General features: G+C 31.1%; 20 protein-coding genes, 1 other RNA gene and 1 pseudogene. 16 read left to right on the top strand and 6 right to left on the bottom strand.

Annotated elements, in window-relative coordinates; translation table 11 throughout:
* Positions 1-7 precede the first annotated feature (7 nt).
* From BST83_RS09615 to BST83_RS09600, 4 genes are all read right to left on the bottom strand, one after another.
* Entirely contained in the window at positions 8-1,834 is a 1,827-nt protein-coding gene (locus tag BST83_RS09615) for an ABC transporter ATP-binding protein (protein ID WP_104809596.1), read from the bottom strand.
* Positions 1,834-3,549 (bottom strand): phospho-sugar mutase, encoded by a 1,716-nt coding sequence (locus tag BST83_RS09610; RefSeq protein ID WP_104809595.1) that lies wholly within the window; start codon positions 3,547-3,549, stop codon positions 1,834-1,836. The genes BST83_RS09615 and BST83_RS09610 overlap by 1 nt, the downstream gene beginning before the upstream one ends.
* 18 nt (positions 3,550-3,567) lie before the next feature.
* Positions 3,568-4,524, bottom strand: coding sequence for a glycosyltransferase family 2 protein (locus tag BST83_RS09605; RefSeq protein ID WP_104809594.1), 957 nt, complete (start codon positions 4,522-4,524; stop codon positions 3,568-3,570).
* Between the two features lie 76 nt (positions 4,525-4,600).
* On the bottom strand, positions 4,601-5,122 hold the full coding sequence (locus BST83_RS09600; RefSeq protein WP_104809593.1) for a DUF4199 domain-containing protein: 522 nt from the start codon (positions 5,120-5,122) through the stop codon (positions 4,601-4,603).
* Between the two features lie 175 nt (positions 5,123-5,297).
* Between BST83_RS09600 and ffs the strand changes: the two genes are divergently transcribed.
* The 5 genes from ffs to BST83_RS09575 all read left to right on the top strand — a co-directional run bounded on the left by ffs (position 5,298) and on the right by BST83_RS09575 (position 9,685).
* An RNA gene (gene ffs, locus BST83_RS09595) (signal recognition particle sRNA small type) lies at positions 5,298-5,396 on the top strand.
* A 106-nt stretch (positions 5,397-5,502) separates the two neighbouring features.
* A complete protein-coding gene (locus BST83_RS09590; protein WP_104809592.1) occupies positions 5,503-6,306 on the top strand; it encodes an SDR family oxidoreductase in 804 nt (267 codons plus the stop codon).
* A 354-nt stretch (positions 6,307-6,660) separates the two neighbouring features.
* On the top strand, positions 6,661-7,314 hold the full coding sequence (gene fsa, locus BST83_RS09585; RefSeq protein WP_104809591.1) for a fructose-6-phosphate aldolase: 654 nt from the start codon (positions 6,661-6,663) through the stop codon (positions 7,312-7,314).
* Positions 7,315-7,571: 257 nt separating this feature from the next.
* Positions 7,572-9,227 carry a 2-succinyl-5-enolpyruvyl-6-hydroxy-3-cyclohexene-1-carboxylic-acid synthase gene (menD, locus tag BST83_RS09580; protein ID WP_104809590.1) on the top strand — a complete coding sequence of 552 codons (1,656 nt, stop codon included), beginning with the start codon at positions 7,572-7,574 and terminating at the stop codon, positions 9,225-9,227.
* Between the two features lie 2 nt (positions 9,228-9,229).
* Positions 9,230-9,685, top strand: a complete 456-nt coding sequence (locus BST83_RS09575) for a S1 RNA-binding domain-containing protein (RefSeq protein ID WP_104809589.1) — start codon at positions 9,230-9,232, stop codon at positions 9,683-9,685.
* 127 nt (positions 9,686-9,812) lie between these two features.
* Here the strand turns inward: BST83_RS09575 and BST83_RS09570 are convergent, their stop codons facing one another.
* Positions 9,813-10,970, bottom strand: coding sequence for an alpha/beta hydrolase-fold protein (locus tag BST83_RS09570; protein WP_104809588.1), 1,158 nt, complete (start codon positions 10,968-10,970; stop codon positions 9,813-9,815).
* Positions 10,971-11,040: 70 nt separating this feature from the next.
* Here BST83_RS09570 and BST83_RS09565 point away from each other — a divergent pair, with 70 nt between their 5' ends.
* The 9 genes and pseudogenes from BST83_RS09565 (at position 11,041) to ftsY (ending at position 17,589) form a co-directional block, all read left to right on the top strand.
* A complete protein-coding gene (locus tag BST83_RS09565) occupies positions 11,041-11,880 on the top strand; it encodes a 1,4-dihydroxy-2-naphthoyl-CoA synthase (RefSeq protein WP_104809587.1) in 840 nt (279 codons plus the stop codon).
* 72 nt (positions 11,881-11,952) lie between these two features.
* Positions 11,953-12,822: a formyltetrahydrofolate deformylase gene (gene purU / locus BST83_RS09560; RefSeq protein ID WP_104809586.1), complete on the top strand. Its 870-nt coding sequence runs from the start codon at positions 11,953-11,955 to the stop codon at positions 12,820-12,822.
* 148 nt (positions 12,823-12,970) lie between these two features.
* Complete coding sequence (locus BST83_RS09555) at positions 12,971-13,579, top strand: fumarylacetoacetate hydrolase family protein (protein ID WP_104809585.1); 609 nt, start codon at positions 12,971-12,973, stop codon at positions 13,577-13,579.
* A gap of 116 nt (positions 13,580-13,695) precedes the next feature.
* Positions 13,696-14,936, top strand: a pseudogene (locus tag BST83_RS09550) (competence/damage-inducible protein A).
* Between the two features lie 223 nt (positions 14,937-15,159).
* Entirely contained in the window at positions 15,160-15,621 is a 462-nt protein-coding gene (locus BST83_RS09545) for a threonine/serine exporter family protein (RefSeq protein WP_104809584.1), read from the top strand.
* A gap of 117 nt (positions 15,622-15,738) precedes the next feature.
* Positions 15,739-15,978: a 50S ribosomal protein L28 gene (gene rpmB, locus BST83_RS09540; protein ID WP_091892271.1), complete on the top strand. Its 240-nt coding sequence runs from the start codon at positions 15,739-15,741 to the stop codon at positions 15,976-15,978.
* Between the two features lie 26 nt (positions 15,979-16,004).
* A complete protein-coding gene (rpmG, locus tag BST83_RS09535) occupies positions 16,005-16,187 on the top strand; it encodes a 50S ribosomal protein L33 (protein WP_104809583.1) in 183 nt (60 codons plus the stop codon).
* A gap of 52 nt (positions 16,188-16,239) precedes the next feature.
* A complete protein-coding gene (locus BST83_RS09530; RefSeq protein WP_104809582.1) occupies positions 16,240-16,392 on the top strand; it encodes a DUF4295 domain-containing protein in 153 nt (50 codons plus the stop codon).
* Between the two features lie 231 nt (positions 16,393-16,623).
* A complete protein-coding gene (gene ftsY / locus BST83_RS09525) occupies positions 16,624-17,589 on the top strand; it encodes a signal recognition particle-docking protein FtsY (protein WP_437438461.1) in 966 nt (321 codons plus the stop codon).
* A gap of 845 nt (positions 17,590-18,434) precedes the next feature.
* Here ftsY and BST83_RS09515 read toward each other — a convergent pair.
* Positions 18,435-19,631, bottom strand: coding sequence for an IS4 family transposase (locus BST83_RS09515; RefSeq protein ID WP_104808119.1), 1,197 nt, complete (start codon positions 19,629-19,631; stop codon positions 18,435-18,437).
* A 90-nt stretch (positions 19,632-19,721) separates the two neighbouring features.
* On the opposite strand from BST83_RS09515, the gene BST83_RS09510 reads away from it, so the two are divergent.
* Positions 19,722-21,296 carry an amidase family protein gene (locus tag BST83_RS09510; protein ID WP_104809580.1) on the top strand — a complete coding sequence of 525 codons (1,575 nt, stop codon included), beginning with the start codon at positions 19,722-19,724 and terminating at the stop codon, positions 21,294-21,296.
* Positions 21,297-21,420: 124 nt separating this feature from the next.
* A complete protein-coding gene (rimO, locus tag BST83_RS09505; protein ID WP_104809579.1) occupies positions 21,421-22,737 on the top strand; it encodes a 30S ribosomal protein S12 methylthiotransferase RimO in 1,317 nt (438 codons plus the stop codon).
* The last annotated feature ends 296 nt before the right edge of the window (positions 22,738-23,033 follow it).

Below are 23,033 nucleotides of genomic sequence, written 5' to 3'. Positions count from 1 at the left end.
GATCCAATTAAAAAGATTGCATGGAAACCAGTTTAAAATACTCGCCTTTTTTGGCAAGTAATTCTTCGTGTTTTCCTTGTTCAACTATTTTTCCTTTTTTCATAACTACAATAATATCCGCTTTTTGAATCGTAGAAAGTCTGTGAGCAATTACTAACGATGTTCTGTTTTGCATCATTTTTTCTAGAGCAACTTGCACTAATTGTTCAGACTCTGTGTCTAAAGCAGAGGTTGCTTCATCTAAAATCATAATTGGCGGATTTTTTAAAACAGCTCTAGCAATAGACAAACGTTGTTTTTGTCCTCCAGAAAGAGTATTTCCGCTGTCACCAATATTCGTATTATATTTTTGAGGTAAATTTTGAATAAATTCATCCGCATTTGCAATTTTAGCCGCTTCTAAAATAGCGGTATCATTCGCGTTTTGAGCGCCTAGCTTAATGTTATTTGCAATAGTATCGTTGAATAATATGGAATCTTGAGAAACGATTCCCATTAGATCTCTCAACGATTTTTTAGTGATGTCTTTAATATTTTCTCCATCAATCAAAACCTCTCCTTTATTAACGTCATAAAAACGAGTAATAAGGTTTGCCAATGTAGATTTACCACTACCAGATTGACCAACCAAAGCAACAGTTTGGCCTTTATTGATGGTTAGCGAGAAATCTTTTAAAACGTACTCATTTTTATACTTAAATGAAATATTTTTAAATTCAATTTTATTTTCAAGACTCTCCTTTATAATTGCATTAGGTTTGTCAATAATACTGTTTTCAGTATTTAAAACAGTCATAATTCTTGCTGCAGAAGCTTCTCCTTTTTGGATATTATAAAATGTAGTAGTGATTAATTTAATAGGGTTTAAAACAGTGTAAAATAAAAGAATATAACCTAAAAACTTACTAGAATCTAAAGTGCTAGTTTTATTTATAACTTCGGCTCCGCCATACCAAAGTATCGCAATAATTGTTGCAGAACCTAAAAATTCGCTCATGGGTGATGCCAAGGTTTGTCTATGAAAAACGCTGGTCATCAATTTTCTAAAGTTTTGAGTAGAGTTATTAAATTTTTTCGCAATTACACTTTCAGCATTAAAACTTTTAATAATTCGTAAACCTGTTAATGTTTCTTCTATAAAGGATAAAAAGTTACCGGTCTCTTTTTGTGCTTTAGCCGAGTTTGCTTTTAATTTTTTACTGATGGATGAAATAATAAATCCTGAAACAGGCAGTAAAATAAAAACAAACAGCGTTAACTTTAAACTCATAAAAAGCATAATAGTTATCGAAATAATTACTGTTAAAGGTTCTCTAACAATGGTTTCTATAGAAGTTAAAATAGAGTTTTCTACTTCTTGCACATCCGAAGTCATCCGTGCAATTATATCACCTTTTCTCTTTTCTGTAAAGTAGGAAATTGGAAGTTCTACAATTTTATGATAGAGCTTATCACGCAAATCCTTTACAATGCCCGTTCTTAAAAAAGTAATGACATATGAAGCTAAGTATCTAAATAGATTTTTAAAAAAGAACAATGAAAGTGACAACAAGCAAATAAAAAATAAGACATTAATTTCTCCGTCATTTATGATTTTTTGAGAAATAAAATAATTAAAACTATTTTCGAGAAAGCTGCCAATATTCGTTATATCCTCATAAATCGGTTTGGAGATTTCTTTTTTTTCTGTAGCAAATAAGATGTTTAAAACAGGTATAAAAGCTAAAACAGATAAGACATTAAAAATAGCATAGAAAATATTGAAGAGAATATTTAGAAGGGTGAATTTTCTATATTTCTTCTCGTATTTTAATATGTCCTTAAAATAACCCATTAATTCAATTTCATTTCTTTAATAATTCTTTGAATCTTAGCATCCAATTTAGTTTCCACAGTTTTTGCCTCTTCTATAGCATCTAAAGGTGTTTTTACACTAAAATAGAATTTAACTTTAGGTTCCGTTCCACTCGGTCTTGCTGCGATTCTTGTTCCGTTTGCCGTTTGATAAATCAACACATTCGATTTTGGTAAATCTATTTTTGTAACTTCACCTGTAATAATGTTTTTCTTAGTAGAACCTTCATAATCAAAAAGTGATTCTACTTTTTCACCATCAATTTCAGTTAATGGATTGTTTCGCATTTCACTTAACATTTGCTGAATTTCTGCGGCTCCATCCATTCCTTTTTTAGTAATTGCGATTAAATGTTCTTTGTAAAAACTATTTTTAACATAAATGTTTAATAATTCTTCATAAAAAGAACTTCCATGTTGTTTTGCATACGCAGCAATTTCACAGGCTAATAAAGTAGCGGTAACGGCATCTTTATCACGAACAAAATCACCAACCATATAACCAAAACTTTCTTCGCCACCGCCAATAAAATCAAGTTCAGGAAAATCTCTTACCATTTTTGCAATCCATTTAAAACCAGTTAATCCAACTTTGGTTTCAACATTATAATTTGCAGCAACATCATTTACTAATTCTGTAGAGACAATGGTTGAACCTACAAATTGTTTGCCATTAAGTTTCCCTTCGTCATTCCATTTTTTAATCAAGAAATTGGTCATAACAACCATAGTTTGATTTCCGTTTAATAACTTCATGTTTCCATCAAGATCTCTCACGGCAACCCCTAATCGATCACAATCAGGATCCGTACCAATCACAATATCAGCACCAATTTTATTAGCCAAAGCTGTTGCCATCGCTAAAGCTTCAGGTTCTTCTGGATTTGGTGATTTCACAGTAGGGAAATCACCATTAGGAACTCTTTGTTCTTCAACAATATGTACATCTGTATACCCTGCTCTTGCTAGAGTCTCTGGCACAGAAACAATAGAAGTTCCATGTAAAGATGTAAAAACAATTTTTAAATTATCTCTATTAATTTTATCAGATAAAGAACCTTTTTTTACGGATGCTTCAATAAAATCTTCGTCAACTTCTTTGCCAATGATTTCAATTAAATTTTCATTTGCACTGAATTTTATTTCAGAAAAATCCAACGCATTTACGTTTCCAATAATTCCACTATCATTTGGAGGTACAATTTGTCCACCATCAGCCCAATAAACCTTATAACCATTATATTCTGGTGGATTGTGAGAGGCGGTTAAAACAATACCGGCATCACATCCCAAATGACGAACTGCAAAAGACAATTCTGGAGTTGCGCGTAAATCTTCAAAAAGAAATACTTTTATATTATTTGCTGAAAATACATCCGCAACAATTTTAGCGAATCTTTTACTATTATGTCTACAATCGTATGCAATTACAACCTTTAATTGTTCTTTTTTTATGTTCTCTATTAGATAATTAGACAAGCCTTGGGTGGCTCTACCTAACGTATATTTATTAATTCTATTGGTTCCTGCACCCATTACTCCACGCATTCCACCAGTTCCAAATTCCATGTCTTTGTAGAATCTATCTGCTAAATCACCTGGATTATTATCGATAAGATTTTGAATTTCTGTTTGAGTTTCAGCATCAAAAGTTGCGCTCAACCACTGTTTCGCTTTGTCTAAAATATCTTTCATAGAGTGCAAATATAGTATTTAGAAATTGAGTTTTTCTTTAATTGTATAGTGTTTTTCGTCGCTTTTTGTTTTTATGATGAGTTCACCTATAAAACCAGCTAAAAAAAGTAAAGTTCCTAAAATCATTGATGTCAGTGCAATAAAGAACCAAGGATTATCAGTAACTAAAATAGTTTTGGCGCCATTATAAATTTTATACAATTTATATGCGCCAATATAAAATGCCGATGTTGTACCGAATAAAAACATAAATGTTCCCCAAAGTCCAAAAAAGTGCATAGGTCTTTTGCCAAATTTTGACAAAAATGAAATGGTAATTAAGTCTAGAAATCCGTTTACAAAACGATTGATTCCAAATTTAGTTTCTCCGTATTTTCTTGCTTGATGCTGTACAATTTGTTCACCAATTTTTGTAAAACCCTCATTTTTAGCTAAAACCGGAATGTATCTGTGCATTTCTCCGCTTACTTTTATGGTCTTTATAACTTCGTTTTTGTAGGCTTTTAATCCGCAGTTAAAATCGTGTAGTTTTAGTCCTGATGTTTTTCTTGCTGCTGCATTAAATAATTTTGAAGGGATATTTTTGGTAAAAACATTGTCATACCGTTTCTTTTTCCATCCAGAAATTAAATCAAAATTTTCTTCAATAATTAAGTTGTATAAATCTGGAATTTCTTCTGGATTGTCTTGTAAATCCGCATCCATCGTAATCACCACATTTCCTTGAGCTAGTTCAAAACCAGCATCCAAAGCCTGACTTTTTCCGTAATTTTTTTGAAAACGAATTCCTTTTACAGCATTGTTTTTTGCTGATAATTGAGCTATTACATTCCAAGAATTGTCTGTGCTGCCATCATCAATAAAAATAATTTCATACAAATAACGATTGGATTGCATAACTTTTGCAATCCAATCGTGTAATTCTTGTAAAGATTCAACTTCATTAAGAAGTGGTATTACTACCGAGATATCCATATGTTTAATTCAAGGTTTGAAATTTAAAATTCAAAGTTAAGGCTTTAATAAAACTTTGAAAGTTTAACTTGTAATTTTAGTACGTTTCCTCTTCAGATTTTTTCATGATTGCTGCAATAATTGCAGAAAAAACAAAACCTACAAAAGCAGAAAAAGCGAGAATCATTGCAGACACAATTGCTGGACTATTAAATTTTTCTGCCATTGCTACCGAAGCTTCAATTTGATCAGAAGTTAATCCTGCATCTTCCCACGCTTTTGCTTGGAAATCCATTGCTTGTTGTTGAAAAGTCGGTTCAATTATATTTGTAAAAAGAAGTGTGTAAACTACCGCTATAACTGCGCTAATCATTGTAATACCTAAACCTATTTTTACACCTTGTCCCCAAGAAATAAAACCACTATTTATTCCTTTAAATTGTTTAATTCCTATAACAATAAATACAATCATAGTAACAAAACTAATAACACTATTTACCCATTGAAGGGTAAAAACATTTCCAGTAGCCCATAAAGCTAAATGAACGATGATTCCTATTACGCCTAAATATAAGCCATAATTCAATATGATGTTTTTACTGTTTGCTTGATCTTCCATTGTTTTAAAATTTAATTAGTTTTACAAATATATCATTTTCATTTTTTATAGTTTTTGTTTTCATAAAAAGAATAAAAACTTAAAAACATCTTATTAGTATTCAACTAGTTAAAAATGTTACAGAAATTTTCATATTTTTTAATTGTCAAAATAAAAAAAGCTTGTAAATTTGTCACGGCAAGTCCTACACAACTAGCTCCCTTTGAATCCTCCAGGGTGGGAACACAGCAAAGGTATTAGGTTGTAGCAGTGTGATGTAGGTAGCTTGCCATTTTTTTTGCTCTAAAGTTTCGTTTAGAATTCTACTAAAATTTGCACTATTTTATTTTCTTTAAATTTATTTTTTGTTAATTCGTATCTCATAATTAGAACTTAATTTTATGTCTAAAGTAATTTTAGTTACTGGTGCTTCGTCAGGAATAGGAAAATCAATCGCTACTTTTTTATCAAAAAAAGGATACAAAGTTTTTGGAACAAGTAGAAATCCAAAAAATGTTGAGAATTTTTCTTTTGAAATTATTGCTTTGGATGTTTTAAAAATGGAAACAATTGAAAAAGCTGTTGCTTATATCATCAAAAAAGAAGGAAGATTAGATGTTTTAATCAACAATGCAGGAATGGGAATTACCGGTCCAATTGAGGACACGCCTACGGATGAAATGAGAGCTGTTTTTAATACCAATTTGTTTGGTGCTATTGATGTTATGAAGGCTATTTTACCACAAATGCGGGCACAAAAATCAGGACTGATTTTAAATGTAACGTCAATTGCAGGTTATATGGGTTTGCCTTTCAGGGGATTATATTCTGCTACAAAAGGTGCTTTAGAACTGGTAACAGAAGCCGTAAGTATGGAGGTTAGAAGCCTAGGAATTAAAGTTGTAAACGTTGCTCCAGGTGATTTTGCAACCAATATTGCTGCTGGAAGATATCATACACCGGTTTATGAAAATTCTGCTTATAAAGAAAACTATCAAACAAATTTAAATTTGATGGACGCTCATGTAAGTGGCGGAATGGATCCTTTAGAAATGGCAAAAACGGTATATAAAATTATCAATACAAAAAATCCTAAAATACATTACAAAGTTGGAGGATTTATGGAAAAATTCTCCATTGTGCTAAAACGTATTTTGCCAGATAAGTGGTATCAGGAAATAGTAATGAATCACTATAAGTTATAAAATTAATTTTCTACCGAAAAATGTTTTGTTTCAATAGGATTTAAATAGGTTTCCAAAACGGCTATTTATCAATCAAGTGCGTTAAATTTAAATTTAATCCAGCCATAAAACTTTTTATCGCCAAAATACATTTTAACAAGAAAGTAGTCTTCTTTATTATTTTTTAGGATGTTTTTATAAATTTAAGCAAATACATTTATTCTCAATAAGGTAGGGTAATTAAACTTGCAAGAATCATGTTTTAAGTTAAATTATAGGACACAAATTTATAGATGTTTAAAACTTATAATTAATTGTTTAATAATTAAAAATCATTGTGGTTATCTTTGTAAAATATAATTATAATTTTAAAAGATGAAATTTTTCATAGATACTGCAAATTTAGAGCAAATTAAAGAAGCGCAAGCGTTAGGGATTTTAGATGGTGTAACTACAAATCCGTCTTTAATGGCTAAAGAAGGAATTACTGGCGAAGCGAATATTATCAACCATTACAAAGCAATTTGTGAATTGGTAGATGGTGATGTTTCGGCTGAAGTTATTTCTACAAATTTTGACGGAATGGTAAAAGAAGGTGAAGCTTTGGCGGCTTTAAATCCTCAAATCGTGGTAAAATTACCAATGATAAAAGATGGAATTAAAGCGTGTAAATACTTTTCATCAAAAGGGATTAAAACAAATGTAACGTTGGTTTTTTCTGCGGGTCAAGCTTTATTGGCTGCAAAAGCAGGCGCAACCTATGTTTCTCCTTTTATTGGTCGTTTAGATGATATTTCTACGGATGGTTTAAATCTAATTTCTGAGATTCGTTTAATTTATGATAATTACGGATTTCAAACTCAAATTTTAGCAGCTTCTGTGCGTCATACAATGCATATTATTGATTGTGCAAAACTTGGTTCTGATGTTATGACTGGACCATTAAGTGCTATTGAAGGTTTGTTAAAACATCCTTTAACAGACATTGGTTTGGCTAAGTTTTTAGAAGATTATAAAAAAGGGAATTAGTAATAGTTTTTATTCGTTAGTTGGTGGTTTTTAGTACGAACTGATTACTTTAAATAGATTTATTAGAAGCTATTTCCTGCTTTTCATTATATCTTTTTGCTGAAAAAGCAAAAAGGATGTCATTTCAATCAGGGCTAGACTTGTTTAGAAATGTATAGCATAAATTAAAACTAGTTTTTATTTGTTGGTTTTTGGTGTTCACTAATCACTAAAAACCAACAACTAAAAACTTTTAAATCTTAAAAAAGATTTAAAGAATGTATCCAAAAAAAGAACTCGCACAAATGTTAATCTCGGCTTGTCATCAATTTGATATTGATACAGTTGTTATTTCTCCCGGTTCAAGAAATGCGCCGCTTACCATTGGTTTTTCTAATCATCCAGAGATCAAAACGTTCAGTGTTGTAGATGAGCGTTGTGCAGCTTTTTTCGCTTTAGGGATTGCGCAACAAACTCATAAACCAGTAGCAATTTTATGTACTTCTGGTTCTGCTTTGTTAAATTATTATCCTGCAATTGCAGAAGCGTTTTACAGTAACATTCCGTTGGTTGTAATTTCTGCGGATAGACCAAAACATTTAATAGATATTGGCGATGGACAAACAATTCGTCAGGAAAACGTATTTGAAAATCATATTTTATTTTCTGCTAATTTAGTAGAGAATGATAAGTTTAAAACGCGCAACTCTCAATTAATTGGCGAAGCTTTACAGATTTCTGTTTCTCAACAAGGACCTGTTCATATTAATATTCCGTTTGATGAGCCATTATATGAAACGGTAACTGAATTGCAAAAATTTCATTTTCCGCATATTTCTATGAGTTCTTTAGATAATTCTCATATTAATTATGATGCGTTTTCTAAAATTTGGAATGCAGCCGAAAAGAAAATGATTGTAGTTGGTGTTAATTATCCGGATACTGAATTACACAAATTAATAGATTTTTATGCGGATGACGAATCGGTTTTAATATTGACAGAAACCACGTCAAATTTGCATCATAAAAAAGCAATTGATTCGATAGATCAACTTATTTTTTCTTTGGATGAAAGTCAGTTCCAAGATCTAAAACCAGATGTTCTCATTACTTTTGGCGGAATGATTGTTTCAAAAAGAATAAAACAATTTTTAAGAAAATATACCCCAAAACATCACTGGAATATTGATCCAAAAAAAGCAGTAAATACCTTTTTTTGTTTATCTGAATTTATACAAATAAAACCAGTAGATTTCTTTTTGAAGTTTCAAGAAGTTGTTCTTAAAAAAGAAAGTAACTATCAATCTAAATGGTTGCAAATTCGCGATGAAAAACGCGTAAAACACGAACAATACTTATCAGAAGTAATACATTCAGACTTTAAAGTTTTTGGGCAAGTTTTAGAAAGTGTTCCTACTAATTGTCAGTTGCAAATTAGCAATAGTTCCATTATTCGATATGCGCAATTATTTAGTGTAAAAGAGAGTATTACCGTTTTTTGTAATCGAGGAACTAGCGGAATTGATGGTAGCACAAGCACCGCTGTAGGAGCTGCCTTTGCCAACAAAAATCAAACTGTTTTTATAACTGGTGATGTTAGTTTTTTTTACGATAGTAATGGTTTATGGAATAAAAACATTCCGGCTAATTTTAGAATTATTTTAATAAATAATTCAGGAGGAGGGATTTTTAAAATCTTACCAGGACCTAAATTAACAAATGCTTTAGAGTATTTTGAAACACCACATTGTTTAACTGCAGAACATTTGTGTAAAATGTATGAGTTTGACTATCAAAAAGCATTTTCATCAGAAAGTGTTACCAACGAATTAAAAGATTTCTATATAACATCCGAAAGACCAAAAATTTTAGAAATTTTTACACCAAGTGCAGAAAATGATTTAATTTTAACAGCATATTTTAAATATATATAATAATGGATTTACAAGAACACGATGATTTAGAAGAAACAGAAATGAATTTGAAAGAAGGAGATAAAGTGCAATTGATCATTGAAACTGAATCTGCTTTAGGATATACGGTTTTAATTAATGAAGAATTTGACGGTTTGCTTTTTAGGAGTGAAGTTTTTCAAGAGCTGGAAGAAAACATGGAGGTTACTGGGTATATCAAAAATATCCGTGAAGATGGTAAAATTGATGTTTCCTTAAGACCACAAGGTTTTAGAAATGTTATAAATTCTGATGTAGATAAAGTACTTGCAAGATTAAAAAGTAGTAGAGAAGGTTTTATTTTAATTACGGATAAAAGTTCGCCAGATTCCATTCGTTTTCACATGAAAATGAGTAAGAAAGCATTTAAAAAAGCTGTTGGGAACTTATACAAACAAAAATTAATAGTTATCAAAGAAGATAGAATAGAGTTATTGTAGTATCAGTTATCAGTTATCAGTTATCAGTTATCAGTTATCAGTTGTCAGTTTTCAGTGCTTAATTTGTAGTCAATAAATGACCGTTAACTGCTTCTGAAAACTGCCCACTAAAATACAAACAACTTTTTTACTGCCCCCCAAGTCTTAAAATATTTTCGTAAAAAGCATCTGCATTTGGATCTGAAGGATCCATTTTTCCATATCCAATTTTGTATTGTTTTAGTGCTTTTTTAATCATTTTGCCAGTTTCATAATACTTACCAATATAATAATCGCCTAAAGGAGAAGTGGGGTATAATTTTAAAATCATTTTTCCAAAATCGCGCAAACGATCCCCGTTTTCTTTTTCTATAATAATATTTTCAATGGCATAAATATCATTTTTTCTGATGCCTAAACTACTTCCGAACAAAAATTCAATTTCTAAATATTTATTTTCTAAATAAGAAATTGCATCCAACGGAGCGAGGTCTTTAATATTTTTATCGAATTCTTCTTTTGTGATTCCAGAATACACTTCAAAAACTTTGGTGAGCGCTCTTGGTATTGCTTCACTCATTGCAGAAACAGAACTAGACGTATTAATTACATCATTAATTACGTGAAAATTGCTAACTTCTAAGGTTGACAATCCTTTTTGAATTTGATCAATTTGAATTTGTTTATCAGCTGAAAATGAGGTAGAATTATTTGTGTATAAGTAAAAAGTATTGTCTTCTTTGCCGAATTTTAGTAGATCGTATGATTGTAATTCACTGCCAATAAAATCAGAAAAACTAGGATTTATACAAATAAAAGAGTTGATAAATGCCGTGTCTTCCTTTAAAAAATGAGTGATTAAATTAGCAGAATATCCTTGGCCAACCAATGTGATAAATGGCGAAGTTCTGTAATTACTTTCCATATAAAACAAGACTTCATCTCTTATAAAAGTATAGAAACTTTGTGCACTAGAGGTTAATTGCCCAGAATTAATGTCAAAAGAAATGTCAGCACGTTTTGTTTCTTCCATAGAAATTGCAACTACAATTTGATTTGGTGCTTTGTCTTTTTTTGCAAATAAAACAGCGTTGCCAACATAAGCATCAAAGAGATATTCTTCATCTAAAACAATGGTTAAAGGATAATTTTTAAGATTGTCTTTTTCATATCCTTCAGGAATATAAATGCTTATATTTCTATTCGAATTTAAAAAAATTGATTCTAAATTTTTTTGAATCGTTTTTTGTGAAAATCCGCAGAAATAAAAAAGAATAAATAATAATGAGAGTGAGTTCTTAATCATACGTTAGAATGTTTATTTTTGCAAGCAATGATCTATTGTTCTTTTACAAAAACGTACAAAATACAAAATTATGATACAACCGGATTGGAAAACTGTTAAAGAATATGAAGATATTACGTATAAAAAATGCAATGGAGTTGCAAGAATAGCATTTAACAGACCAAATGTTAGAAATGCGTTTCGCCCAAAAACAACAAAAGAGTTGTATGAAGCTTTTTATGATGCCGGAGAAGATGTAAACATTGGTGTTGTTTTATTGTCTTCAGAAGGACCAAGCACCAAAGATGGTGTGTATTCCTTTTGTTCTGGTGGAGATCAAAAAGCAAGAGGGCATCAAGGTTATGTTGGTGATGATGGTTATCACAGATTAAACATTTTGGAAGTGCAACGTTTAATAAGGTTTATGCCAAAAGCAGTAATTGCGGTAGTTCCTGGCTGGGCAGTTGGTGGCGGACACAGTTTACACGTGGTTTGCGATTTAACTTTAGCATCTAAAGAACATGCGATTTTTAAACAAACAGATGCAGATGTAACTTCTTTTGATGGTGGTTATGGTTCAGCGTATTTGGCAAAAATGGTTGGTCAAAAACGAGCAAGAGAAATTTTCTTTTTAGGAAGAAATTATTCTGCTCAGGAAGCCTATGATATGGGAATGGTAAATGCCGTTATTCCGCATGATGCATTAGAAAGTACAGCATATGAATGGGCGCAAGAAATTTTAGAAAAAAGTCCGACTTCGATAAGAATGTTGAAATTTGCAATGAATTTAACGGATGACGGAATGGTTGGGCAACAAGTTTTTGCAGGTGAAGCAACACGTTTGGCGTATATGACTGATGAGGCAAAAGAAGGACGAGATGCTTTTTTGGAGAAGAGAAAACCAAACTTTCCTAAAAGATGGATACCATAGTCAATTAACAGTTTTTCAATTACAAATTACGAAAATTCGTAATTCAAAATTTATAATTAGTAATTAATTACAATGAAATCACAAGTAGTAACTTTTTTAATAAAATGTCCAGATCAAAAAGGATTGGTAGCAAAAATCACTAACTTCTTTTTTGAAAAAGGATTCAATATTTTAAGTTGTCAGCAATATGTAAATTCGATTGAAGACACTTATTTTATGAGAGTTCGTTTAAATGCAGACGGAACAAATATTACAAAAACGGAATTAGAAAATAGTTTCTTAGAATTGGCGCAGCCTTTACAATTTAGTTGGTCTGTAAATTATGGTGATAAAAAGCAGAATGTTGCCATTATGGTTTCACATACAAGTCATAATTTATATGATTTGTTAGAGAGGTCAAAAGAAGGTCGCTTAAACTGCAATGTAAAAATGGTTATTAGTAATCATGATAAGTTAAGAAATATCGCAGAAATGTTTGGGATTCCTTTTTATTACCTACCAGTTACTAAGGAAACAAAATTAGCCCAAGAATCTCAAGTAATTGAGTTATTAGATTCTAATGAAATCGATTTGGTAATTATGGCGAGATATATGCAAATTTTATCTTCGTATTTTATTAATCATTATCCAGAGCGGATTATCAATATTCACCATTCTTTTTTACCTGCTTTTCAAGGAGCAGATCCCTATAAAAAAGCATATGAACGAGGTGTGAAATTAATTGGAGCAACCGCACATTATGCTACAGAAGATTTAGATGAAGGACCTATTATTGAGCAAGATGTAAAGCCTGTAACGCACGAAAGTACTCCAACAACCTTAAAAAGAATTGGTGCAGATATAGAAAAATTAGTTTTGGCAAGAGCAGTAAAATGCCATTTAAATCATCAAATAATAGTCTCAGGAAATAGAGCGATTGTTTTTCCAGAAGCAGGGGAGTAAATTAGTTATCAGTTATCGGTTAACAGTTTTCAGTTAACAGTCATCAGTTTTTAGTAGGTAGTTTGCAGTAGAAAATAAATAAAAGAATTACGAATTTAGATTTGCAACAAATTATTCGTAATTCGTAATTGAGAATTCGAAATTGAATATGAAAATAATTTGTATTGGGCGCAATTACGCAAAACATATAGAAGAATTAGCAAACGAAAAACCAGAAAATCCTGTTGTTTTTTTGAAGCCAGATTCCGCAATTTTGCCAAAAAAGAATCCATTTTTTATTCCGCCTTTTTCTAATAATGTTCATTATGAGGTAGAGGTTTTGATAAAGATTAATAAAGTGGGTAAATACATTGACGCAAAATTTGCTCATAAATATTACGATGAAATTGGTTTAGGAATCGATTTTACAGCAAGAGATGTACAAGATACTTGCAAAGAAAAAGGGTTGCCATGGGAAAAAGCAAAAGCTTTTGATGGAAGTGCCGTTGTGGGTGAATTTTATCCAAAAGATCAATTCGATTTAGAGAATTTACAATTTCAATTGTTTAAGAATGATGAAATTGTTCAGGATGGAAATACCAACGCAATGTTGTGGAAAACGGATGAATTGATAGCCTACGTTTCTCAATACTTCACTTTAAAAAAAGGAGATATTATTTTTACAGGAACGCCGGCAGGAGTTGGAAAAGTTGTAGAAAATGATGTTTTAAAAGGTGTTATTGAAGGTAAAGAAGCGTTTAATATTAGAGTGAAATAAAAACGAAACAGCAAAGAACATAAGGAATGCGCAAAGAACTTAAAGACTTTAATTATTAAATTTTTTCTTTAATCTCTTTGCGAAAACTTTGCGAACTCTGCGTTTAAAATTAAATAATGAAAGCAGAAATTATAACAATAGGAGACGAGATTTTAATAGGTCAGATTGTTGATACAAATTCGCAGTGGATAGGAACTGAACTTAATAAAATTGGCGTTTCTGTGTATCAGATTTCTTCAATTCAAGACGATAAACAACACATTTTAAATGCGTTAAAAGAAGCGCAAGAAAGAGTAGATATTGTTATTCTTACGGGAGGTTTAGGTCCAACAAAAGACGATATCACTAAAAAAACAATTGCAGAATTCTTTCATGACGACGAAATTGTAGAATATCCAGAAGTTTTAGAACATATTAAAGGATTGTTTAGAAAGATAAACCATCCATTTAAAGAAGTACAACGTTTTCAAGCGCAATTGCCATCCAAAGCAACCTTATTAATGAATCATTTTGGGACAGCACCAGGAATGTGGTTTTATGAAAATAATACTGTCTTTGTGTCACTTCCGGGAGTTCCTTATGAAATGAAAGGGTTAATTACCAATCAGGTGTTGCCAAGAATTCAGCAGCAATTTAAATTGCCATTTATAATTCATAAAACAATTATGACTTATGGACAAGGAGAAAGCACCATTGCAGAAAGAATTGAAGATTTCGAAAATAATTTACCAATCTATATTAAGTTAGCGTATTTGCCCTCTTTTGGTAAAGTTCGTTTAAGATTATCCGCCAAAGGCGAAAACAAAGAAATTCTTGAAAAGGAGTTAAACGAAAAAGTAGCTGCAATTTATCAACTTATACCAGAAATTATTACAGGTTTAGACGATGATCGTTCTTTAGAAAAAAGAGTAGGTGAGTTGCTAAAAAAAATAACAAAACGATTGGAACCGCAGAAAGTATAACGGGAGGTAAAATAGCCGCTACCATGGTTTCAATTGAAGGTTCATCAGCTTATTATAAAGGGAGTTTTGTAACGTATTCTGCTGAAACAAAAATCAATTTATTAGGAGTTTTGCCAGAAACGATTCAAAAATATTCGGTTGTAAGTAAAGAAGTAGCGCTAGAAATGGCAAAAGGAGCCAAAGAAAGATTGCAAACTAATTATGCAATTGCCGTTACAGGAAACGCAGGTCCAACAACAGACCATAATGATAAAAGTGTTGGTTTGGTGTATGTTGCTTTTGTATCTGATGAAAAAGAGTTCGTAGAGGAATTTAATTTTGGAGAACCAAGAGAAAAAGTGATCAATAAAACGGTGAGTAAATCATTAGAAATTGTATACCGAGAATTAATATAATCTAGGTTTTTATATCGGATATTTTTTAAGTGAAACAACACAAAATGAATCAAAAATAAATTCTATACACTTCTAATTTTTTTTTAGAAATAGGGTGTTTGCTGATGGAGTCTGGTTCAAGTACTCATAGAATTAGAATCTCTTTAGAGTGTTTATGCTTTGGTACAGAAATTTTGATAACTCATAGAACTGTTTGTGGCAATGTTATTTATTTTTTTTAGAAATGTCGGCTTGGTTAGCCATAGCCGCTATAGTTTTTTCGAAATTATTTAATGTACCCAAAGGTTCATTAATTATAGCAGCAGTTTTAGCAGCTATAGGAGGTTCTTGTAAGTTGGTCTTACTGCATTTTGGTTTGCACATTACGCTGTCAACACTAATTGACGCTATCGTTATTGGTTGCTTAAGCATACTTGCCGCTCACCCAGAACATGTGCCTCCATTTATTTTTTCTATTCGGGCAGTAATACCTATGATTCCGGGTGTTTTTTCATACGAGACAATGTTAGGTTTCTTGAAGTTGATATCAGATTTAGATTTAGAAATTCTTCAAAAAGTTCTAAATCAGACTATAAACAATAGTTTAAAAGCCTTATTTATTCTATTAGCTTTAACAGCAGGACTCTCTTTTACTATGTTGATTAGTAGAGAGGAATCTGCAAAAAAAACATACACTTTAATATAAGTGAAAAATAATTACAAAAGAAAAGCGAAAAATTATAAAAATTGTTTTGTTCACAATTAGAATTAATTGTAGATTTGCACCTCGTTTAGAGATAACACTAAAAATACTGTCAAGATAATGTCTAGAGTTTGTGAATTAACAGGAAAAAAAGCAATGGTTGGGAACAATGTTTCTCATGCTATGAATAGAACAAAAAGAACATTTGACGCTAACTTAATGACCAAGCGTTTTTATATTCCAGAAGAAGATAAGTGGATCACCTTAAAAATATCTGCTTCAGCTTTAAAAAATATTAACAAGAAAGGAATTTCTGCAGTTATTAAAGAAGCAAAAGCTAACGGATTTTTAACAAAATAATCTAAAGCTAGTAAAAACATACAGAGATGGCAAAAAAAGGAAACAGAGTTCAGGTAATTTTAGAATGTACAGAGCATAAAGCTTCAGGAGAAAGAGGTACTTCTAGATATATAACTACTAAGAACAAAAAGAACACTCCAGATAGAATGGAAATTAAAAAATTCAATCCTATCTTGAAAAAAGTGACTGTTCACAAAGAAATTAAATAATTAAAACATCTAGAACTCAGAAGTGAGCATATAGATTAAAAACATTTAGACAATGGCAAAAAAAACAGTTGCATCGTTACAAACTTCATCGAAAAGATTAAGTAAAGCTATCAAAATGATAAAATCTCCAAAAACAGGGGCTTATACATTTATAGAATCGATTATGGAACCAGAAAAAGTAGATGCCTTTTTAGCAAAAAAGTAATATTTACTGTACAAAATATTCAAAGCTACTTTCTAATTTTAGAAAGTAGCTTTTTTTATGGATTATAATTACGTATTTTTGGGCGTTACCTAAAGGTCGTGCTTTACATTCTATCTTTTTTTTCGTACCTCAAAAAAAGGATGCCATTTCAATCACTAACGCGGCTTCTTGAAATGACAAATTGACCAAATAAAATAAATGGCATACTTTTTAGAGTAGTTAATTTAGAATATAAAAACAGGATATGAGTTTTTTAAAAAATATATTTTCAAAGGAAAAAAAGAAACCTTAGATAAAGGTTTAGAAAAATCGAAAGAAAGTTTCTTTGGTAAATTATCAAAAGCAGTTGCAGGAAAATCGAAAGTAGATGATGATGTTTTAGATAATTTAGAAGAAATATTAGTTGCATCAGATGTTGGGGTAAATACAACGCTTAAAATTATTACTAGAATAGAAGCTAGAGTAGCCAAAGATAAATATGTGGGTACAGACGAGTTGAATACGATTCTTAGAGAAGAAATTGCCGGACTTTTATCCGAAACAAATCTTGGGAATGAAACTGATTTCTCCATTCCTTCGGATAAAAAACCCTATGTAATTATGGTTGTTGGTGTAAACGGAGTTGGAAAAACAACTACAATTGGGAAATTAGCAAGTCAGTTTAAGAAACAAGGTTTAAAAGTTGTTTTAGGAGCAGCAGATACCTTTAGAGCAGCAGCAATAGATCAATTACAAGTTTGGGCAGACAGAGCAGATGTGCCAATAGTGCATCAAGAAATGGGTTCTGATCCTGCTTCTGTAGCTTTTGATACGTTAAAATCTGCAGTAACCCAAAATGCAGATGTTGTAATTATTGATACTGCTGGTCGTTTACATAATAAAGTTAATTTAATGAACGAGTTAACGAAGATTAAACGTGTAATGCAAAAAGTAATAGTAGATGCGCCACACGATGTATTGTTAGTCTTAGATGGTTCTACAGGGCAAAATGCATTTGAGCAAGCAAAACAATTTACATTAGCAACAGAAGTAACCTCTTTGGCAGTTACAAAATTAGACGGAACGGCAAAAGGCGGCGTTGTAATTGGTATTTCTGATCAATTTAAAATACCCGTAAAATATATTGGAGTAGGAGAAGGTATTGACGATTTACAAGTTTTTAACAAACATGAGTTTGTAGATTCTTTTTTTAAGTAAAACTCTAAAATTTATAAAACTAAAAATTCCTTTTACAATTTGTGAAAGGAGTTTTTTTTTATGTTTAAAATTTGTTAAGATTATAGTAAGTAGGTTAGTGCTAATAATAAATTACCCTTTGTTATTTTTATTTTTGGAAGTTCATAATTGTTTACAAGAACAGAAGTGGATATATGTAAAATTCGTTCTAGCTTTAGTATCATTTCAAAAGTTATTTTTTTCTTTTTATTTAAAATTTCAGAAACGCTACTTTTCCCAACGAGAACTCCAATCAAATCGTTTTACTTAAGATTTATTTCTTCCATTCTAATTTTCCTATTCCAAAGCCATTCTCAAAGTTTATTTTTAATTTGTCCATTTTGTGGTTAGTTCAGAATTATTAAAGTTAATAATTGCACCCAACGGGTTAAGTCTAATAAATGCAACAAGATTAGATAAATACCACGAGTGCTTTGCTTATGTTTTTAGTGCTTTTAAGATCAATATAGTTATTGTTACCTGTGAGTTCAATAATTTCATCTTTTAGAACATGCTGATGTCTATTTTGGGGTAGTTCTAATTTTTTAATCGTTTTAAATTTAATGTTATTTTTGTGTCTTACCACAAAATAAAGACTACAAATTTAAATAATTTGTATATTTAGTGCCAATTAATAGGTGTTCTTATGAAAAATATTCTTTTTATTTTTGTCTTGACTTTTTTATTAAATTCTTGCAAAAAGCAACAATCTGAAATCATCTTTATAAAATATCATTAGTGTCCGATAAAACTACAAATTTTAATTAAACCCATTTTTGAGCCCAGTAAACACGTTCTATATTTTTCTTTTTGAGTTAGCAAGGTGTCTATTTAAAAAGTTGCAGTTGTATATCTGGAGGTTTTGATGTGAGTTCCCACCATTGTTTGTTTGGGTTTTCGAGAAATTTAAACAGATCAATGTAGGTCATCAGATGAAATCTCATCACAGAAACCATATTTGAATATGCCCATTTTCGTTTGATTTTTCTTTGTATCACAAGCATGATGAGTTGAATGATTAATGCTGACCATATCTGAATCTCTATTGCATTTTGATTATCTCCAAGAAAATATTTAAGGGGAAAGTTCTGCTTGAGTCTTTTAAACATCGTTTCAATCTGCCATCTGTGTTTGTATATATCTGCTACTTGGTCTGGAGATATTTCTGCATTATTGGTGATAAACTCATATACCTTTTCTTTTGTAGCATCCCAATAAGCAACTCTTCTTATTTGAATAGATTTATCGTCTTTTTCTATCAATATAAGTTCATCTTTTAGTATTGCATCACTTGTTTTGTCTGCTAAATCAAATTCTTTAATGCTTTTATAGACAGCATTGTCTTTTTGGCGAGTTACAAAGTAAATATCATTTAAAGTCCACTCTAAATATTGGAGATAATCATTGTATGCTTTATCAAAAACGACAAAAGAATCTTTCTCTAAATTTAACTCTTTTAAAAAAGTGTGGTCGTGAGTAGCAGCACTGCTAAAACGTATCAGACAAGGTACATCTTCCAAAGCATTTATCATTGTGTGCATCTTTATACCTCCTTTTTTCTTACCTGTAATAGGATTACGACCAACTCCTTTTAAAATATCACTAAATAGGCTGATTGTGGTAGAATCTACAATTTTTAAATTCTTTACAGGAGATTTTAATGGACTGCTGTCCGATAAAAATGGAGCGTAGCGTTTGTATAATTTTGAATAAATTGCTCCAAAGACTTCACTGGTTCTTTTCTTGTTAGCATCTGACAATGTACTTCGCTTAGGGAAATGTTTTAGATTTAAATGGCTGATACGCCCTTCACAAGCTAATAAAACGGTCGACAACTCTCTAAGTGAGGAAACTCCACTCATTGTGGCATAAAGCATCGTGACTAAATGGTCGTAGGTTTTAAACTTTTTGTAGTAGCGGTCACTGTTATAGATTTTGGCTGTCCGAGTAATATCTGCTTGTGGTATATATTTTAAAATCTGTTTAATTATTGGTGTTCCGCTAAAGTGTGTACTTTTGTTCATATCTCAATTTTGTGGTAAAAATCAAGATATAAATAAAGCAGGAAATCCAACTATGGAAATCCTGCTTTTAAAATTATTTATCGGACACTAATGATAAAATATGATGAAACTGCTGAATTAGCAGCACAACAAACTCATGAAAGTAATAGAATGAAATTTAAACTGATTCAGTCTAAATATTTAGATATGAATGAAGTTTTTAAACCTTTTACTGATGATTTAGCTTCTTTTTCTGAAGAAAACTATCAAGAGTTGAAACCGTTAATTCTTGAAAAGAATATTCCTTCGCTTCAAAAAAGTGTCAAAGCAGGAACTTTGACGTATGAAAAACTAACACTTTTTTATTTGTATCGAATTAGAAAGTTTGAAAGTGATAGTGCGAAATCTTTAAATGCGATTATCTCTTTAAATGCCGATGTGCTAAAAGAAGCAAGAGAAAGAGATAAAAACCGTAAAAGTGGTTTTCTTTCTGAAATGAGTATTTACGGAATGCCAATTTTATTAAAAGACAATATCAATACCAAAGATATGTCAACCACTGCGGGAGCAATGGCATTGGCAGAGAATAAAAATACGGAAGATGCTTTTATCGTTCAAAAATTAAGAGAAAATGGCGCTTTAATCTTAGGAAAAGTAAACTTAAGCGAATGGGCGTATTTTTTCTGTTCTGGTTGTCCTCTTGGCTATTCTGCAATTGGCGGCCAAACTTTAAATCCGTATGGAAGAAAAGTATTTGAAACAGGAGGAAGTTCAGCAGGAAGCGGCGTTGTAGTTGCTGCAAATTACGCAGTTGCAGCAATTGGAACAGAAACATCAGGATCGATAACATCGCCATCAAGTCTCAATTCTGTGGTTGGATTAAAGCCAACAATTGGTCTGTTGAGTAGAAGCGGCATTATCCCTATTTCTAGTACATTAGACACACCAGGACCGATGACAAAAAATGTGACGGATACTTTTATTTTATTAAATGCAATGTTGGGAAAAGACAATAAGGATATAAGTTCTTTTGAAATTGATAAAGAAAACTATTTTGGGAATGATCAAGAAACAACTTTAAAAGGGAAGAAAATTGGCGTTTTGAGTTCGTTGTTAAAAGATTCAATTTATAAATTAACCATTGATGAAATCAGAAAAACAGGTGCAGAAATTATTGAAATTAATCCACCAGAAATCTCCTTTGACGGTTTTATAAGCCTATTGAATATTGATATGAAATATGATTTACCTAAGTATTTGTATACGAATGCTGATAAAAGCGTCTCGGTGAAATCAGTGAAAGATGTCGTTGATTTTAATTTAAAAGATTCACTAATTCGCTCGCCTTATGGACAACAATTATTTGAAGGAATTTTAAAAGATTCCACGACGATTGTTGAGTTAGAAGTCATCAAATACAAATTAGCATCCGAAGGAAAAAAATACTTACAAGCTTTAGTAACTGAAAATTTAGATGCTATTTTATCAATTAATAATTATCATTCTGGTATTGCTGCAGTTGCAAAATATCCAACATTAACAATTCCTATGGGATACAAAAAATCAGGAGAACCCATTAATTTAACGTTTATTGGATTGCCAAAAACAGAAGGAAAATTATTGATAGTAGGATATGCGTTTGAACAATTAACAAAAGTGAGAAAAATGCCTAAAAACTATCAATAGAAAGAATACCAATCATTTAAAAATCACTATTTTTGCACTCGTTTTAATTTTTTTAACAATTAGAGCAAAAAACTATAAAAATATACAGCAAATAGCGAAGAGCTAAGGGCAAAAAGAGATAGATATGCGCACAAAAACCATCAAAAAAAATAAGATTAACGTTGTTACTTTAGGTTGTTCGAAGAACATTTACGATAGTGAAGTTTTAATGGGACAATTAAAAGCCAATGGAAAAAACGTTGTTCATGAAGATCCAGATGATGATGGAAATATTGTTGTTATAAATACTTGCGGATTTATTGGTAAAGCCAAAGAGGAAAGTATCGACACTATTTTGCATTATGTGCAAAGAAAAGAAGCTGGTGAAATTGATAAAGTTTTTGTTTCAGGTTGTTTAAGTGAAAGATATAAGCCAGATTTAGAGAAGGAAATTCCTAATGTAGATCAATACTTTGGTACACATGATTTGCCAAATTTATTAAAGGTTTTAGAGGCGGATTATAAGCACGAACTAATTGGAGAACGCTTAACTACAACTCCAAAGCACTATGCCTATTTAAAAATTGCAGAAGGTTGCGATAGACCTTGCTCTTTTTGTGCCATTCCTTTAATGCGAGGTAAACACAAATCTACACCAATTGAGCATATCGTAACAGAAGCTACTAAATTAGCAGAAAAAGGGATTAAGGAGATCATGTTAATCGCACAAGATTTAACTTATTATGGTTTAGATATTTATAAAAAAAGAGCCTTAGCACAATTATTAGAAGCGTTGGCAAAAGTAGACGGAATTGAGTGGATTAGAATGCATTATGCTTTTCCAACTGGTTTCCCAATGGACGTTTTAGACGTGATGAAACGTGAACCTAAAGTGTGTAATTATCTAGATATTCCTTTACAACATATCAATTCAGAGATTTTAAAATCGATGAAACGCGGAACAACTCATGAAAAAACAACGGCTTTAATTCATAAGTTTAGAGAAGCTGTGCCAGAAATGGGCATCAGAACTACGTTAATTGTTGGATATCCAGGAGAAACAGAAGCACATTTTCAAGAACTAAAAGATTGGGTAGAAGAAATGCGTTTTGAACGTTTAGGAGTTTTTGAATATTCGCATGAAGAAAATACTGGAGCTTATGTTTTAGAAGATGATGTGCCAGCAGATGTGAAGTTTAAACGTGTAAATGAGATTATGGAAATTCAATCTCAGATTTCATGGGAACTGAATCAACAAAAAATTGGTAAAACGTTTCGTTGTTTATTTGATAGAAAAGATGGCGAATATTTTTACGGAAGAACCGAATATGATTCACCGGACGTTGATAACGATGTTTTAGTAGATGCAAAAGACCATTATGTTAAAATTGGGGAGTTTATAGATATCGAAATTCATGAAGCTGGGGATTATGATTTATATGGAACGCCGGTTAAAAAATAAATACTACTTTACACTATATAAAAATACGGCAATTGCCGTATTTTTTTTGCTTAAATAAATCGTTTAACATTCATTTTTATAAAGGAGCTTCTTTTACTTTTGAATTTGAAACTTATTAAGTAACATCCGTAACTGAAAACATAGTTTCTTTTGAAAAATGGACGTTATATTAAAAGAAGGGGTAAATTATTTAATTAAACCTCAAGAATAGTTGGTTCTAATTGGGAATTGGTGGCAGATAATTTATCCTTTAAACTATATAGCAGATTGTTTCTAAGTAAAAATTGTGCTATAGA

Origin of the sequence: Polaribacter filamentus (assembly GCF_002943715.1) — a bacterium.
Lineage (GTDB): Bacteria > Bacteroidota > Bacteroidia > Flavobacteriales > Flavobacteriaceae > Polaribacter > Polaribacter filamentus.
This window is presented reverse-complemented; position numbering and strand designations above follow the sequence as displayed.